The organism is Kosakonia oryzendophytica (assembly GCF_027886705.1).
Classification (GTDB): domain Bacteria; phylum Pseudomonadota; class Gammaproteobacteria; order Enterobacterales; family Enterobacteriaceae; genus Kosakonia; species Kosakonia oryzendophytica.
In genome coordinates this window covers 3,127,926-3,143,568 of sequence record NZ_CP115659.1, presented here as the reverse complement: position 1 = coordinate 3,143,568, position 15,643 = coordinate 3,127,926, and the positions used below count along the sequence as shown (strand labels likewise).

Here is a 15,643-nt window from a genome sequence, read left to right as displayed (position 1 = left end):
GAAAGATAAGACAATCTTATTTTGCGGTTTCGCTACTGCTTTTCCCATATTGATGGTGACAATATTTTTTTATCAAAATCAGTCTTTGATTGAGAGTTTTCATCGAAAATGGCGCTTGACGCAGAAAATGCCATGTTGCTGTTTTCCCTGAGCAGCTATGCAAATGTATAGTAAAGGGAAGGGGTTAAAAAAGTCGTGAAACGGAAGGAGTGGTAATGCATGTTTGGCTATCGCAGTAACGTGCCGAAAGTACGCTTAGTAACGGACAGATTGGTGGTGCGCCTCGTCCACGACCGCGACGCCTGGCGCCTGGCGGATTATTACGCTGAAAATCGCCAATTTTTAAAACCCTGGGAGCCCGTGCGCGACGAAAGCCATTGTTACCCTTCCGGCTGGCAGGCACGTCTCGGCATGATCAATGAATTCCATAAACAGGGTACGGCGTTCTATTTCGCGTTGCTCGATCCGGAAGAGAAAGAAATCATTGGTGTGGCGAATTTTTCTAATGTGGTCCGCGGCTCATTCCATGCCTGCTATTTGGGTTACTCCATCGGCCAAAAGTGGCAAGGACAAGGGTTAATGTTTGAGGCTCTGACCACCGCGATCCGCTATATGCAACGTACGCAACATATGCACCGCATAATGGCAAACTATATGCCGCACAATAAACGCAGCGGTGATCTCCTGGCGAGACTCGGCTTTGAAAAAGAGGGGTACGCCAAATCGTATCTGTTAATCGACGGGCAATGGCGCGATCACGTATTAACAGCATTAACCACACAGGAATGGACCCCGGGTCGTTAAGGAGCAAAGATGAAGTATCAATTGAGCGCCGTGGAAGCGCGGGTCATTGGTTGCCTGCTGGAAAAACAGGTGACGACGCCAGAACAATATCCGCTTTCTATTAACGGGGTGGTCACGGCCTGTAATCAGAAAACCAACCGCGAACCGGTGATGAACCTCGGTGAACACGACGTTCAGGACATACTTGATGCGCTGGTAAAACGTCATTATCTGCGTACTGTCAGCGGTTTTGGCAATCGGGTGACCAAATATGAGCAACGCTTCTGCAACTCTGAATTTGGCGATCTGAAACTCACGTCCGCCGAAGTGGCGCTGATCACCACGCTGTTGCTGCGTGGGCCGCAAACTCCAGGCGAGTTACGTGGGCGTGCTGAACGTATGCATCAATTTACCGACATGGCGGAAGTGGAAAGTACCCTCGAGCATCTTGCGACGCGGGAAGATGGTCCGTTTGTTGTGCGCCTGCCCCGGGAGCCGGGTAAGCGTGAAAGTCGTTTTATGCATCTGTTCAGCGGCGATGTGCCGGTGCTGGCTGGCGTTGATGACGCAGAGGGCCCAGCCGCGGACTCACTGTTGGCGCGCGTTGAAGCGTTGGAAGACGAAGTGGCTGAGTTGAAACAGCGTCTGCATTCGCTTCTCGCACATTTGGGGGATTAACCGTGGCGACATTACGTATTGGTGTTGTAGGTTTGGGCGGTATCGCACAAAAAGCCTGGCTACCGGTATTGGGGGCTGCGACGGACTGGACGCTGGTGGCAGCCTGGTCACCTACCCGGGAGAAAGCCGAACGCATATGTGCAACTTGGCGTATTCCGTATGCGGATTCGCTCGCCAGCCTGGCGGCGCAGTGTGATGCCGTTTTTGTTCATACCGCCACCTCGTCGCATTATTCTGTGGTCAGCGAGTTGCTCAATCTTGGCGTACATGTCTGTGTGGATAAGCCGTTGGCGGAAAATTTACAGGATGCGGAACGGCTGGTTGAGCTGGCTGCCCGGAAGAAGCTGACACTGATGGTGGGTTTTAATCGTCGCTTTTCGCCGTTGTACCGGGAATTGAAGCAGCACATGCCGCAGGCTGCCTCGTTACGTATGGATAAACACCGTAGCGACAGCGTCGGGCCGCACGACTTACGTTTCACTTTACTTGATGATTATCTGCATGTGGTGGACACCGCACTGTGGCTGGCCGGGGGCGCAGCGCAATTGAAAAGCGGTACGCTGCTGACCAATGATGACGGTGCTATGGTCTACGCTGAACACCATTTCAGCGTTGAACATCTGCAAATCACCACCAGTATGCATCGCCGTGCGGGGAGCCAGCGCGAGTGGGTTCAGGCTGTTACCGATGGTGGGTTGTTTGATATTACGGATATGCGCGAGTGGCGTGAAGAGCGCGGGCAGGGTGTGATTGCCCGCCCGGTTCCTGGCTGGCAAAGTACTCTGGAGCAGCGCGGCTTTGCCGGATGCGCACGTCATTTTATTGAATGTGTGCAAAATCAGACAGTTCCCGAAACGGCCGGGGAGCAGGCGATTCTGGCGCAACGTATTGTCGAAAAGCTCTGGCGCGAGGCGATGAGCGAATAACCGTCTGTAACATCTGGCGATAGTAATTCGCCTTTTTCCCTGTAGACTAAGCGCTTCGCTGTACACCAACGCCTGCATTGCAGGCGTTGTGTCTTATGGAAACCAGAATGAATCTATTGAAATCGCTGGCGGCAGTCAGTTCCATGACCATGTTTTCCCGCGTGCTGGGTTTCGCGCGTGACGCCATAGTGGCGCGGGTTTTCGGCGCGGGCATGGCGACCGATGCTTTTTTTGTGGCATTCAAATTGCCTAATCTTTTACGCCGTATCTTTGCGGAAGGTGCATTTTCTCAGGCGTTTGTGCCCATCCTTGCGGAATACAAGAGCAAGCAAGGAGATGATGCAACGCGGGTTTTTGTGGCTTACGTGTCCGGTCTGTTGACGCTGGCGCTGGCCGTTGTCACCATCGCCGGGATGCTGGCAGCGCCGTGGGTGATCCTCGTGACCGCTCCCGGTTTTGCCGATACGGCGGATAAATTCGCTTTAACCTCGCAACTGCTGCGCATCACTTTTCCTTATATTCTGTTGATATCACTGGCATCGCTGGCCGGTGCGATCCTCAATACCTGGAACCGTTTTTCCGTTCCGGCGTTTGCACCGACATTTTTGAACATCAGCATGATCGGGTTTGCGCTGTTTGGTGCACCCTATTTCCACCCGCCGGTACTGGCGCTGGCATGGGCGGTAACCGCTGGCGGTGTTCTCCAACTGGTATATCAACTGCCGCATCTGAAAAAAATAGGTATGCTGGTACTGCCGCGTATCAGTTTCCATGATGCGGGGGCTATGCGGGTTATTAAGCAGATGGGGCCAGCCATTCTTGGGGTCTCCGTCAGCCAGATTTCGCTGATCATCAATACCATCTTCGCCTCTTTTCTGGTTTCCGGTTCTGTGTCGTGGATGTATTACGCTGACCGTTTAATGGAGTTTCCTTCCGGGGTGCTGGGTGTAGCGCTGGGGACAATTCTGCTTCCCTCACTCTCGAAAAGCTTTGCCAGCGGCAACCATGATGAGTATTGCCGGTTGATGGACTGGGGGTTACGGCTCTGCTTTCTGCTGGCACTGCCCAGTGCGGTGGCGTTAGGTATCCTGGCAAAGCCGCTGACGGTGTCGCTGTTCCAGTACGGCAAATTCACCGCCTTCGATGCGTCGATGACGCAACGGGCGTTAATCGCCTATTCCGTAGGGCTGATGGGGCTGATTGTGGTGAAGGTTCTGGCTCCGGGATTCTATTCGCGGCAGGATATTAAAACGCCGGTGAAAATCGCCATCGTCACGCTAATCATGACGCAGCTCATGAACCTGGCCTTTATCGGTCCGCTAAAACATGCCGGTCTCTCTTTGTCGATCGGTCTGGCGGCCTGTCTGAATGCCGTGCTGCTCTACTGGCAACTGCGCAAACAGAATATTTTTACGCCGCAACCGGGGTGGACGAGTTTCCTTGTCCGTCTGGTCATTGCGGTACTGGTAATGTCGGCGGCACTGGTGGGCATGCTGTACGTTATGCCGGAGTGGGCACAAGGCACCATGCCTTATCGTCTGCTGCGTCTGATGGCGGTTGTGCTGGTGGGGGTTATCGCTTACTTCGCCACGCTTGCGGTGTTGGGTTTTAAAGTCAAAGAATTTGCACGCCGGACGGCGTAAACAGAAAGGCAGCCAGGGGACGGATCCCCTGGCTAAAAATCAGAATATTAACTGCCTGAACAGATCTAAATAGAGATTTTCTTTCCGCCACGGTTGGCGGTAGAGGTATAACCATTCGCGCCGTAAAGCCCGGGTTCCTGATGCGGTTTCAGAACGTCCAGCGCTTGTTGATTGCGCGCGATTTGCCCTTCCAGCAACCATCCGTTGTGCTGGTTCAGGTCACGCAGATGCTGCGTCTTTTGAGTAATGGTTTGCCAGCGATCGGCGATATCGTCATTTGCGCTATGTTGCGTTTTCTGCGTCGCCCGGCGTTGTTGCTCAAGGTAGTCCAGAGTTGCGAGCAAGGAGCTTTTTTCTTCCGTAATACGCTGTAACGCGCTGCCATTAATGTGGCCCACGGAAAGCTGTTTTTGCTCAGCATCCATCACGTCTTTGAGAGCGCTCAGGATAACTGTCATTTGATCAAGGATGTCTGACAGTCGGTTCATACTGTTATTTACTCTGCAAGTAACTCTTCGCTTCGTCAATCAGGGCATCGGCGATTTTGCCAGTGTCCATCTTCAGTTCACCATTACGGATCGCGGTTTTCAGTTGCTCGACGCGTTCTGTATTGATGTCATTTGCCCCTGCCTGCATCAGCTTAGCCTGAGCGCCGCTGATGGTGACGTTGGTGCTGTTCGTCGTCGCGGATTTTTCCAGACGCGTTTTTTGCGTTTGGGCCTCGCTGGCTTCACGCTGTTGTACAGTGTTTACCGGCTTGAGGGGCGATGTCCGATCAATGCTCATAGTGTAGTCCTCACTGAGGTTCCCCGGCGTTTGGGGCCTGTATCTGTAGTCGTTGCTTATATATCGGCAGCCGACGCAAATTCTTTAAAAAGATTATAGGTTAATCAGAATATTCCCATCAGCGTTCACAATCCCGCTGACAATCTGGCCTGAAGACATGCGCACACGGGCGTTTTGCGCCACCGATGCGTTGTTCAGAGCAAGACCTTCGCCGTTCACACTAAAGCCATCGCCTGTCGCCACAACCTGCACACGCTGTCCCGCTTTTATACGCCATGTCTGGCGCAGCATTGACAGTTGTATCGGTTGGTCGGGTGCGAGATCGCGCAAACTTACCGCATCCTGCGCCTGGGTGATATCCAGCATCGTTCTCGGTGGTAACTGATCGAGACGGCCGCGCGCTAATTTCACGCTGCCCGGCTGTAACGTGCTGCCGCGCGCGACTGCTTGTGCGGCCACAACATAGTTACCCGTCGCCTGAACGTTCACTTGCAAATAGCGCTTTGCGCCGGCGCAATTCGCCTGAACACTCAGATTACCCCACAGTTTAGCATTTCCGATGACGCTCAGCTCGGGCTGATCGCAGGCGGGACGCTGATTTTCCGGGGTGCGTATATTTACCACTACCTCATCACTAAATCCAGCAAGACGTTGAGCAAAAAAAGCGGTGAGTTGCGCCTGTAAGTCGGCCGCCTGCGTTAGCGGGCTTAATAACAGTAAGGCCGCAGCCACACAGCCTTTCAGAGTGATCATCGCAGACTCCTGCCTGTTAATGGAATGAGGAGATTTTAACCGCATGGCAAATCTATCAACGCAATAAATAGCGACGCATTTTGCGCTTATTCCAACGATAAGGCTTGCGTAAGGAGATTTAAGCTGTTGGCTAAATAATTGTCATCAGTGGGGGAGCCATGCTCGATAAACTTGATGCCGCACTGCGTTTTCAGCAAGAAGCGCTGAACCTGAGCGCCCAGCGCCAGGAAATCCTGTCGGCAAACATTGCCAACGCCGATACCCCGGGGTACCAGGCGCGCGATATTGATTTCGCCAGTGAACTGAAAAAAGTCATGGAGCGCGGTCGTGCTGAAGAGAGTGGTGTTTCATTGGCGCTGACCTCTTCCCGTCATATTCCTGCGCAAGCAATGACCCCGCCGTCTGCCGATCTGCTGTATCGCATCCCGGATCAGCCCTCTCTGGATGGCAACACCGTGGATATGGATCGTGAGCGTACGCAGTTCGCGGACAACAGCGTGAAATACCAGACCGGTTTAACGGTACTGGGCGGGCAGATCAAAAGCATGATGAGTGTTCTGCAAGGGGGGAATTGATAGATGGCTTTACTGAATATTTTTGATGTCGCTGGCTCGGCGCTGGCGGCGCAGTCCAAACGTATGAACGTGGCGGCCAGTAACCTTGCCAACGCCGACAGCGTTACCGGGCCGGATGGTCAACCCTATCGCGCCAAACAGGTCGTTTTCCAGGTTGATGCCGCACCAGGTCAGGCGACCGGCGGTGTAAAAGTCGCGGATGTTATTGAAAGCCAGGCGCCGGACAAACTGGTTTACCAGCCGGGTAACCCGCTGGCGGACGCCAATGGTTACGTCAAAATGCCGAACGTTGATGTGGTCGGGGAAATGGTCAACACCATGTCCGCTTCACGCAGCTATCAGGCAAACGTTGAAGTACTGAATACGGTTAAGAGCATGATGCTCAAGACCCTGACCCTTGGCCAGTAAAGGAGACGCACAGCATGTCTATCGCTGTAAAAGTTAATGACCCGACCAACTCCGGCGCTGCAGCCAGTACGAAGGGTACAACTACCACCGGGACTAACAGCGCTTCCGACCTGCAGAGCAGCTTTCTGACATTGCTGGTCGCGCAGTTGAAAAACCAGGATCCGACCAACCCGCTGCAAAACAATGAACTGACCACGCAACTTGCGCAGATCAGTACCGTAAGCGGGATTGAAAAACTGAATACCACACTGGGCTCGATCTCCGGGCAGATTGATAACAGCCAGTCCATGCAGGCGACGACGCTGATTGGCCACGGTGTCATGATCCCAGGACAAACCATCCTTGTGGGCAAAGAGACCTCTACGCCATTTGGTGTTGAGCTGACTCAGGCTGCCGACAAAGTGACCGCGACGGTGACCAGTGCAGACGGCACAGTCGTGCGCACCATTGATATTGGCGCGCTGAAAGCGGGCGTCCATACCTTTAGCTGGGACGGCAAACTTTCTGATGGTACAGCAGCGCCAGATGGCTCTTATAAAGTCTCTATCGCTGCCAGCTCAGGCTCAACGCAGTTGGTTGCTCAACCTCTGCAGTTTGCGCTGGTGCAAGGTGTGACCCGCAATAGTAACGGGAGCACATTAGATTTGGGTACCTACGGTACTACCACCCTCGACGAAGTACGGCAGATTATTTAAAGCCTTAACACTTATCAGGAGTAAGTCATGGCCTTTTCACAAGCGGTCAGCGGCCTGAATGCTGCGGCCACCAACCTCGATGTCATTGGTAACAACATTGCCAACTCCGCCACTTATGGCTTTAAATCCGGATCTGCGTCCTTCGCTGATATGTTTGCCGGTTCTAAAGTGGGGCTCGGTGTTAAAGTGGCGGGCATTACCCAGGATTTTAGCGATGGTACCACCACCAACACCGGTCGTGGTCTTGACGTTGCATTGAGCGGAAACGGTTTCTTCCGTGTGGTCGACAGCAACGGTTCTGTGTATTACAGCCGTAACGGCCAGTTCAAACTGGACGAAAACCGCAACCTGGTGAACATGCAGGGTATGCAGATAACCGGCTACCCGGCTACCGGTACACCGCCGACAGTACAGACTGGTGCGAACCCGGCAGCTATCACCATTCCGAACACGCTGATGGCGGCGAAAACCACCACCACAGCATCGATGCAGATCAACCTGAACTCCACAGACACTACCCCGACGGTTACGCCGTTCGACCCCACTAACGCCAGTACCTATAACAAAAAAGGTTCCGTCACTGTCTACGACAGCCAGGGTAACGCCCATGACATGAACGTCTATTTTGTGAAGAGTGCCACAGCGAATACTTGGGATGTTTATACCCAGGATAGCAGTGTGAGCGGCAGTACGGCAACGCTTGCAACCACCATGACCTTCAATACTAACGGTGCGCTGACGGGCGGGACTTCTGCCTCCATCACTACGGGTACCATCAATGGTGCAACCCCGGCAACGTTCTCGCTGAGTTTCCTTAACTCCATGCAGCAGAACACCGGCTCTAACAACATTGTCGGCACCACGCAGAACGGTTACAAACCGGGCGACCTGGTGAGCTACCAGATTAACGAAGATGGCACCGTTGTGGGGAACTACTCCAACGAGCAGAAACAGGTGCTTGGGCAGATCGTTCTGGCGAACTTCGCTAACTCCGAAGGCTTGCAATCTGAAGGTAACAACGTTTGGTCCGCAACCTCGTCTTCCGGTGTTGCGCTGTTAGGGGCTGCAGGTACCGGTAACTTCGGTAAGTTGACCAACGGTGCGCTTGAAGCATCAAACGTGGATCTGAGTAAAGAACTGGTGAACATGATCGTCGCGCAGCGTAACTATCAGTCGAACGCGCAGACTATCAAAACCCAGGACCAGATCCTTAACACGCTGGTTAACCTGCGTTAATCATCTGACGGGATGGCTTAATGGATCACGCAATATACACCGCGATGGGCGCCGCCAGCCAAACGCTGAATCAGCAGGCTGTCACCGCCAGCAACCTTGCGAATGCTTCAACGCCGGGCTTCCGTGCGCAGCTTAATGCGCTGCGTGCAGTACCTGTTGAAGGGCTTTCGTTACCGACCCGTACTTTGGTGGTGGCGTCTACACCGGGTGCCGATATGACGCCCGGTCAGCTGGATTACACCTCTCGCCCACTTGATGTGGCGTTACAGCAGAACGGTTGGTTGGCCGTTCAGACCGCGGATGGTTCGGAAGGGTATACCCGCAACGGTAATATTCAGGTCGGTCCTACCGGTCAGTTGACCATTCAGGGCCACCCGGTGATTGGTGAGGCGGGTCCGATCTCTGTGCCGGAAGGCTCGCAGATCACGATTGCCGCTGACGGTACGATTTCTGCGCTTAATCCTGGCGATTCGGCGAATACCATTGCACCGGTAGGCAAGCTGAAGCTGGTTAAAGCGGAAGGTAAAGAAGTGGTGCGTGGCGATGATGGTCTGTTCCGTGTGAGCCAGGCCGCGCAAGCCACGCGTGGCACGACGTTGCAAGCCGATGCCTCTGTCCGTGTGATGTCGGGCGTGCTGGAAGGCAGCAACGTTAAACCCGTTGAAGCGATGACCGACATGATTGCCAGCGCACGTCGCTTCGAAATGCAGATGAAGGTGATCGGCAGCGTTGATGAAAACGCGCAACGCGCCAATCAGTTGCTGTCACTGGGCTAATAAACAGGATTACCTATGATCAGTTCATTATGGATCGCGAAAACCGGCCTCGACGCCCAGCAAACCAATATGGACGTTATCGCCAACAACCTGGCGAACGTCAGTACCAACGGTTTTAAGCGTCAGCGTGCGGTATTTGAAGATTTGTTGTACCAGACGATGCGTCAGCCTGGTGCTCAGTCTTCTGAACAAACGACATTGCCTTCTGGCTTGCAGATCGGTACCGGTGTTCGTCCCGTTGCGACCGAACGCCTGCACAGTCAGGGCGGCTTGTCACAAACTAACAACACCAAAGATGTTGCCATTAAAGGGCAGGGCTTCTTTGAAGTGCTGCTGCCGGATGGTACCTCAGCGTATACACGCGACGGCTCCTTCCAGGTGGATCAGAATGGTCTGTTAGTCACGGCGGGTGGTTTCCAGGTGCAGCCTGCGATCACTATCCCTGCTAACACCCTGAGCATCACCATTGGCCGCGACGGCGTGGTCAGCGTGACGCAGCAGGGGGCGACAGCGCCGGTGCAGGTTGGCCAGTTAAACCTCACCACCTTTATGAATGACACCGGTCTGGAAAGCATCGGTGAGAACCTGTACACCGAAACCCAGTCGTCCGGGGCGCCAAACTCCACGACACCGGGCCTCAACGGTGCAGGTTTGTTGTACCAGGGGTATGTGGAAACCTCAAACGTAAACGTTGCCGAAGAACTGGTGAATATGATCCAGGTTCAACGCGCTTACGAAATTAACAGTAAAGCAGTATCGACGACCGATCAGATGCTGCAAAAACTGACGCAACTCTAAGGCGTTATCCGGTGCGGTAGTTGCTGCCGTACCGGAACCCTGATTTCGAAGATGAATGCAATGCAAAAATACGCCGCGCGCCGCTACCCAATTATGGCTTTACTGGCCGTTACCCTGACCGGATGTGCCTGGGTTCCTTCAAAACCATTGGTAGAAGGAGCGACCTCCGCTCAACCGATCCCGGGTCCAGTGCCTTTAGTGAATGGCTCGATTTATCAGACCGCGCAGCCAATAAACTATGGCTATCAGCCACTGTTTGAAGACCGCCGTCCGCGTAACGTGGGCGATATGCTGACGATCACGTTGCAAGAAAACGTGAGCGCCAGTAAGAGTTCATCGGCCAATGCCAGCCGCGATGGCAAATCCAGTTTTGGTATCGATACGACGCCTCGTTACCTTGAAGGTCTTTTTGGCAACGCACGTGCCGATCTGAGTTCTTCCGGGAGTAACACCTTCGCCGGTAAAGGCGGCGCGAACGCCAGTAACACATTTAGCGGCACGTTGACTGTGACGGTCGACCAGGTGCTGATCAATGGCAATTTACATGTTGTGGGTGAAAAACAGATCGCTATTAACCAGGGCACTGAATTCATCCGCTTCTCAGGTGTTGTGAACCCACGCACCATCAGCGGCAGCAACACGGTTCAGTCTACTCAGGTGGCTGATGCGCGCATCGAATATGTCGGCAATGGCTACATTAACGAAGCGCAGACGATGGGCTGGCTGCAGCGTTTCTTCCTCAACTTATCGCCGATGTAACCGGGGTGAATTATGTTTAGATATCTGGCTGGAATCGCGTTGGTGCTGGTGGCGACTGTCGCCCAGGCCGACCGTATCCGGGATCTCACCAGCGTACAGGGCGTACGAGAAAACTCCTTAATTGGCTACGGCCTTGTTGTTGGGCTTGATGGCACGGGTGACCAGACCACCCAAACGCCGTTTACCACGCAAACATTAAATAACATGTTGTCGCAGATGGGGATCACCGTTCCTACTGGCACCAACATGCAATTAAAAAACGTGGCGGCGGTAATGGTGACCGCGCAATTCCCGGCCTTTGCCCGCCAGGGACAGACAATCGATGTGGTGGTCTCTTCCATGGGGAACGCAAAAAGCCTGCGCGGCGGCACGTTGCTGATGACCCCGCTGAAAGGGGTGGACAGCCAGGTGTATGCGCTGGCGCAGGGTAACATTCTTGTAGGTGGTGCAGGTGCATCTGCTGGCGGCAGCAGCGTACAGGTTAACCAGCTTAACGGCGGTCGCATCACCGGCGGAGCGGTTATTGAGCGTGAACTGCCGTCGCAATTTGGCGCGGGTAACTCCATAAACCTGCAACTGAATCAGGAAGATTTCACCATGGCGCAGCAGATTGCCGATACCATCAACCGCAGCCGTGGTTATGGTAGCGCGACTGCGCTGGATGCTCGTACCGTGCAGATCCGTACCTCCAGCGGCGGTACCTCACAGGTGCGTCTGTTGGCGGATATTCAGAATCTGGAAGTCGGTACAACGCAACAGGATGCGAAAGTGATCATTAACTCCCGTACCGGCTCTGTGGTGATGAACCGCGAAGTGGCGCTGGATAACTGCGCAGTCGCGCAGGGTAACCTCTCCGTGACGGTGAACCAGCAGGCTAACGTTAGCCAGCCGAATACGCCGTTTGGGGGTGGTCAAACCGTTGTCACGCCGCAAACGCAGATCGATTTGCGTCAGAGTGGTGGGTCGCTGCAAAGTGTTCGCTCCAGCGCCAATCTGAATAGCGTGGTACGTGCACTGAACGCACTGGGTGCGTCGCCAATGGAACTGATGTCGATTCTGCAGTCTATGCAAAGCGCAGGTTGCCTGCGTGCGAAACTGGAGATCATCTAATGTTGACTGACAGCCGGTTGTTGAGTAGCGCGGCCTGGGACGCGCAGTCGCTGAATGAACTGAAATCAAAGGCCGGACAGGATCCGAAAGCTAACCTGCGGCCGGTAGCGCGCCAGGTGGAAGGGATGTTTGTGCAAATGATGCTAAAAAGCATGCGCGACGCCCTGCCAAAAGACGGTATTTTCAGTAGCGATTCAACCCGGCTGTACACCAGCATGTATGACCAACAGATTGCCCAGCAGATGACCGCAGGCAAAGGTCTGGGGCTGGCGGATATGATGGTGAAACAGATGACCGGCGAACAGGCGCCGGTAGATCCCGCCGATCAAATGCAACAGGTGCCGATGAAGTTCCCTCTGGAAACGGTGACCAGTTATCAAAACCAGGCGCTGACGCAGTTAGTGCGTAAGGCTATGCCAAAAGCGCCTGACGACAGTGATGAACCGTTGACGGGTGACAGCAAAGACTTCCTTGCCCAGCTTTCGCTTCCGGCGCGACTGGCCAGCCAGCAGAGCGGTGTTCCGCATCACTTGATCCTCGCGCAGGCTGCTCTCGAATCCGGCTGGGGCCAACGGCAGATCCCGCGTGAGAACGGTGAGCCGAGCTTTAACATTTTCGGTGTGAAAGCGACACCGAACTGGAAAGGACCAACCACCGAGATCACCACCACGGAATATGAGAATGGCGAGGCGGTTAAAGTCAAAGCAAAATTCCGTGTGTACAGCTCGTATCTCGAAGCATTGTCTGATTATGTAGGCATGCTGACGCGCAATAAACGCTATGCGGCGGTCACGACGGCGGCAACGGCGGAACAGGGCGCACAAGCGTTGCAAAACGCCGGTTATGCGACCGATCCGAACTATGCCCGTAAGCTGACGAGTATGATCCAACAGCTTAAATCTATGGGTGAAAAAGTCAGCAAAGCCTATAACAGCGACATCGAAAATCTGTTCTGAAATATCTCAAGTTTCGCTCTGGGTTGCCGATAATCGTCAACAGGACTCATGTCTGAAAGTGTATAAGGAACCTCCATGTCCAGTTTGATTAATAGCGCCATGAGTGGGCTCGCTGCAGCCCAGGCAGCGCTTAATACCTCGAGTAACAACATTGCCAGCTATAACGTGGCTGGCTATACCCGTCAGACGACAGTATTGTCGTCGGCTAACAGTACGCTGGGGGCTGGCGGTTGGGTTGGTAATGGTGTCTATGTCTCGGGTGTTCAGCGTGAGTATGATGCTTTCATTACTAACCAGCTGCGCGCGGCGCAAAACCAGAGCAGCGGGCTGACTACGCGCTATGAGCAGATGTCAAAAATTGATGATGTGCTCTCTGGTACTACCAATACGCTTTCGACCAGCCTGCAGGGATTTTTCTCCAGTCTGCAAACGTTGGTGAGCAACGCCGAAGATCCGGCAGCACGTCAGGCTCTGTTAGGTAAAGGCAGTGCGCTGGTTAACCAGTTCAAGGTGGCCGATCAGTATCTGCGTGACCAGGATAAGCAGGTTAACCTGTCTATCAGCTCAAGTGTTGACCAAATCAACAACTACACCAAACAGATCGCCTCCCTTAATGATCAGATTTCCCGTCTGACCGGCGTTGGCGCGGGCGCATCTCCGAATGATTTGCTCGATCAGCGTGACCAGTTGGTCAGCGAGCTGAATAAGATCGTCGGGGTGGAAGTTAGCGTACAGGATGGTAAAACCTATAACCTGACGATGGCTAACGGTTACACCCTGGTGCAAGGCAGTACTTCTCGCCAACTGGCGGCAGTGGCTTCCAGCGCTGACGCATCTCGTACCACGGTTGCCTATGTCGACAACACTGCCGGCAATGTTGAGATCCCGGAGAGACTGATTACTACGGGGTCTCTGGGCGGTTTGCTTGCCTTCCGCTCACAGGATCTGGATCAGACGCGTAATACCCTGGGCCAACTGGCGTTGTCATTTGCTGATGCGTTCAACAAACAGCACACCCAGGGTTACGATTCAGCCGGTGTACAGGGTACAAACTTCTTTACCATCGGTGCGCCGTCTGCCTTAGGCAACGGCAAAAATACTGGCACCGCCGCATTATCACCCGCGGTCAGCGACAGTACGGCTGTTCAGGCGACTGACTACAAAGTGGCTTACGATGGCAGCAACTGGACCGTGACGCGTTTGTCCAACAATACGTCCTTCAACGTTACACCAGATTCCACCGATGGCTCGTTGAATTTTGACGGGCTGAAGGTCAGCGTCAGTGGTACGGCTGCCGCCAACGACAGTTTTACCGTCAAGCCGGTGAGCAACGCGATTGTGAATATGAGCGTGGCGATCACCGATGAGTCGAAAATTGCGATGGCGTCTGTTGCCGGCGACGGTGCGAGCGACAACCGCAACGGGCAGGCGCTGCTCAACCTGCAAAGTGCCAAGAAAGTCGGCGGTAACAAAACCTTTACCGATGCCTATGCCACGCTGGTGAGCGATGTGGGTAACAAAACGTCGACGCTGAAAACCAGCAGTACGACGCAGACTAACGTGGTAACGCAACTGAGCAACCAGCAGCAGTCGATCTCAGGGGTTAACCTCGATGAAGAGTACGGCAACCTGCAACGTTATCAGCAATATTATCTGGCCAACGCGCAGGTTCTTCAGACCGCAAGCACGCTCTTTAATGCGCTGCTGGAAATACGCTAAGTAAGGGGTGAGCAATGCGTATCAGTACTCAAATGATGTACGAACAAAATATGCGCGGTGTGACCAACGCGCAAAGTAAGTGGCTGGCGTATGGTGAGCAAATGTCCACCGGTCAGCGTGTGAACCGTCCGTCTGATGATCCGATTGCCGCCTCTCAGGCGGTGGTGATCTCTCAGGCGCAGGCGCAGAACTCGCAGTATGCCACTGCACGTACATTCGCTACGCAGAAAGTGTCGCTTGAAGAGAGCGTACTGCAACAGGTGACCACAGCAATTCAGGGCGCGCAAAGTACTATCGTGAAGGCGGGCAGCGGTTCGCTCAGTGACGATGACCGCGCTTCTCTGGCAACAGAATTGCAGGGTTATCGCGATCAATTGTTAAACCTTGCCAACAGCACTGATGGTAATGGTCGCTATATTTTTGCTGGCTACAAGACGGAGTCTGCTCCGTATGACTCAGCAACGGCGACCTACAGTGGGGGTTCGCAGGCAATCAGTCAGCAAGTGGATGCCTCGCGTACCATGGTCATTGCGCACACTGGCGATCAAGTCTTTAACCATATCAGCAGTAACGCTACGCCAGAGCCGATCGATCCGGCAACGGGTCTGCCGGGTACGTCCGAAACGAACCTGTTCAAAATGCTGGATACGGCCGTTGCAGCGCTGAAAACTCCCGTCGCAGGTAATGAAACGGCGAAAGCTGCTGCACAGGCCGTAGTGGATAAAACCAGCCGTGGCCTCGGCAACTCCCTGAACAACGTGTCTACTGTACGCGCTGAGCTGGGTACGCAGTTGAACGAACTGGAAAGTCTTGATTCGCTGGGCGATGACCGTGCGCTGGGTCTGAAGCAACAGTCGAGTGATTTGATCGATGTAGACTGGAACGAAGTGATTTCGTCTTACACCATGCAACAGGCTGCACTGCAGGCGTCTTACAAGGCGTTTAGTGATATGCAGGGGATGTCGCTGTTCCAGCTCAATAAGTAACGTTTTCATTTTGGACATGTCTGGAAACTGGGCATGTTCGCTATGCCCGCTCCATC

18 protein-coding genes are annotated in these 15,643 nt (G+C 53.9%); 15 read left to right on the top strand and 3 right to left on the bottom strand.

What is annotated here, in order from left to right; all coding sequences use genetic code 11:
• Window positions 1-219 precede the first annotated feature (219 nt).
• From rimJ to murJ, 4 genes are all read left to right on the top strand, one after another.
• Window positions 220-804 carry a ribosomal protein S5-alanine N-acetyltransferase gene (gene rimJ, locus O9K67_RS15225; RefSeq protein ID WP_061494836.1) on the top strand — a complete coding sequence of 195 codons (585 nt, stop codon included), beginning with the start codon at window positions 220-222 and terminating at the stop codon, window positions 802-804.
• Window positions 805-813: 9 nt separating this feature from the next.
• Complete coding sequence (locus O9K67_RS15220) at window positions 814-1,461, top strand: YceH family protein (protein WP_061494837.1); 648 nt, start codon at window positions 814-816, stop codon at window positions 1,459-1,461.
• A 2-nt stretch (window positions 1,462-1,463) separates the two neighbouring features.
• A complete protein-coding gene (locus O9K67_RS15215) occupies window positions 1,464-2,387 on the top strand; it encodes a Gfo/Idh/MocA family protein (protein ID WP_061494838.1) in 924 nt (307 codons plus the stop codon).
• Between the two features lie 107 nt (window positions 2,388-2,494).
• Entirely contained in the window at window positions 2,495-4,030 is a 1,536-nt protein-coding gene (gene murJ, locus O9K67_RS15210; protein WP_061494839.1) for a murein biosynthesis integral membrane protein MurJ, read from the top strand.
• A gap of 65 nt (window positions 4,031-4,095) precedes the next feature.
• Here murJ and flgN read toward each other — a convergent pair whose 3' ends face one another.
• The 3 genes from flgN to flgA form a co-directional block, all read right to left on the bottom strand.
• Complete coding sequence (flgN, locus tag O9K67_RS15205; RefSeq protein WP_061494840.1) at window positions 4,096-4,518, bottom strand: flagella biosynthesis chaperone FlgN; 423 nt, start codon at window positions 4,516-4,518, stop codon at window positions 4,096-4,098.
• A gap of 4 nt (window positions 4,519-4,522) precedes the next feature.
• Window positions 4,523-4,816: a flagellar biosynthesis anti-sigma factor FlgM gene (gene flgM / locus O9K67_RS15200; RefSeq protein ID WP_061494841.1), complete on the bottom strand. Its 294-nt coding sequence runs from the start codon at window positions 4,814-4,816 to the stop codon at window positions 4,523-4,525.
• A gap of 93 nt (window positions 4,817-4,909) precedes the next feature.
• Window positions 4,910-5,569, bottom strand: a complete 660-nt coding sequence (gene flgA / locus O9K67_RS15195; protein ID WP_061494842.1) for a flagellar basal body P-ring formation chaperone FlgA — start codon at window positions 5,567-5,569, stop codon at window positions 4,910-4,912.
• 158 nt (window positions 5,570-5,727) lie between these two features.
• Here flgA and flgB point away from each other — a divergent pair, with 158 nt between their 5' ends.
• The 11 genes from flgB (at window position 5,728) to flgL (ending at window position 15,587) form a co-directional block, all read left to right on the top strand.
• Complete coding sequence (flgB, locus tag O9K67_RS15190; RefSeq protein WP_061494843.1) at window positions 5,728-6,144, top strand: flagellar basal body rod protein FlgB; 417 nt, start codon at window positions 5,728-5,730, stop codon at window positions 6,142-6,144.
• 3 nt (window positions 6,145-6,147) lie between these two features.
• Window positions 6,148-6,552, top strand: coding sequence for a flagellar basal body rod protein FlgC (gene flgC, locus O9K67_RS15185; RefSeq protein WP_061494844.1), 405 nt, complete (start codon window positions 6,148-6,150; stop codon window positions 6,550-6,552).
• A gap of 14 nt (window positions 6,553-6,566) precedes the next feature.
• Entirely contained in the window at window positions 6,567-7,247 is a 681-nt protein-coding gene (gene flgD, locus O9K67_RS15180; RefSeq protein ID WP_061494845.1) for a flagellar hook assembly protein FlgD, read from the top strand.
• A gap of 27 nt (window positions 7,248-7,274) precedes the next feature.
• On the top strand, window positions 7,275-8,483 hold the full coding sequence (gene flgE, locus O9K67_RS15175; protein WP_061494846.1) for a flagellar hook protein FlgE: 1,209 nt from the start codon (window positions 7,275-7,277) through the stop codon (window positions 8,481-8,483).
• A gap of 20 nt (window positions 8,484-8,503) precedes the next feature.
• The gene (locus tag O9K67_RS15170; protein WP_061494847.1) at window positions 8,504-9,259 is read left to right on the top strand and encodes a flagellar basal body rod protein FlgF; all 756 of its coding nucleotides are present in this window, start codon (window positions 8,504-8,506) and stop codon (window positions 9,257-9,259) included.
• Between the two features lie 15 nt (window positions 9,260-9,274).
• Entirely contained in the window at window positions 9,275-10,057 is a 783-nt protein-coding gene (gene flgG / locus O9K67_RS15165; RefSeq protein WP_061494848.1) for a flagellar basal-body rod protein FlgG, read from the top strand.
• Between the two features lie 60 nt (window positions 10,058-10,117).
• Window positions 10,118-10,816, top strand: coding sequence for a flagellar basal body L-ring protein FlgH (locus O9K67_RS15160; RefSeq protein ID WP_061499968.1), 699 nt, complete (start codon window positions 10,118-10,120; stop codon window positions 10,814-10,816).
• 12 nt (window positions 10,817-10,828) lie between these two features.
• The gene (locus O9K67_RS15155) at window positions 10,829-11,926 is read left to right on the top strand and encodes a flagellar basal body P-ring protein FlgI (protein ID WP_061494849.1); all 1,098 of its coding nucleotides are present in this window, start codon (window positions 10,829-10,831) and stop codon (window positions 11,924-11,926) included.
• A complete protein-coding gene (gene flgJ / locus O9K67_RS15150; RefSeq protein ID WP_061494850.1) occupies window positions 11,926-12,882 on the top strand; it encodes a flagellar assembly peptidoglycan hydrolase FlgJ in 957 nt (318 codons plus the stop codon). The genes O9K67_RS15155 and flgJ overlap by 1 nt, the downstream gene beginning before the upstream one ends.
• A gap of 75 nt (window positions 12,883-12,957) precedes the next feature.
• Window positions 12,958-14,601 (top strand): flagellar hook-associated protein FlgK, encoded by a 1,644-nt coding sequence (gene flgK, locus O9K67_RS15145; RefSeq protein ID WP_061494851.1) that lies wholly within the window; start codon window positions 12,958-12,960, stop codon window positions 14,599-14,601.
• 14 nt (window positions 14,602-14,615) lie between these two features.
• Complete coding sequence (gene flgL / locus O9K67_RS15140; RefSeq protein ID WP_061494852.1) at window positions 14,616-15,587, top strand: flagellar hook-associated protein FlgL; 972 nt, start codon at window positions 14,616-14,618, stop codon at window positions 15,585-15,587.
• Window positions 15,588-15,643 lie beyond the last annotated feature (56 nt).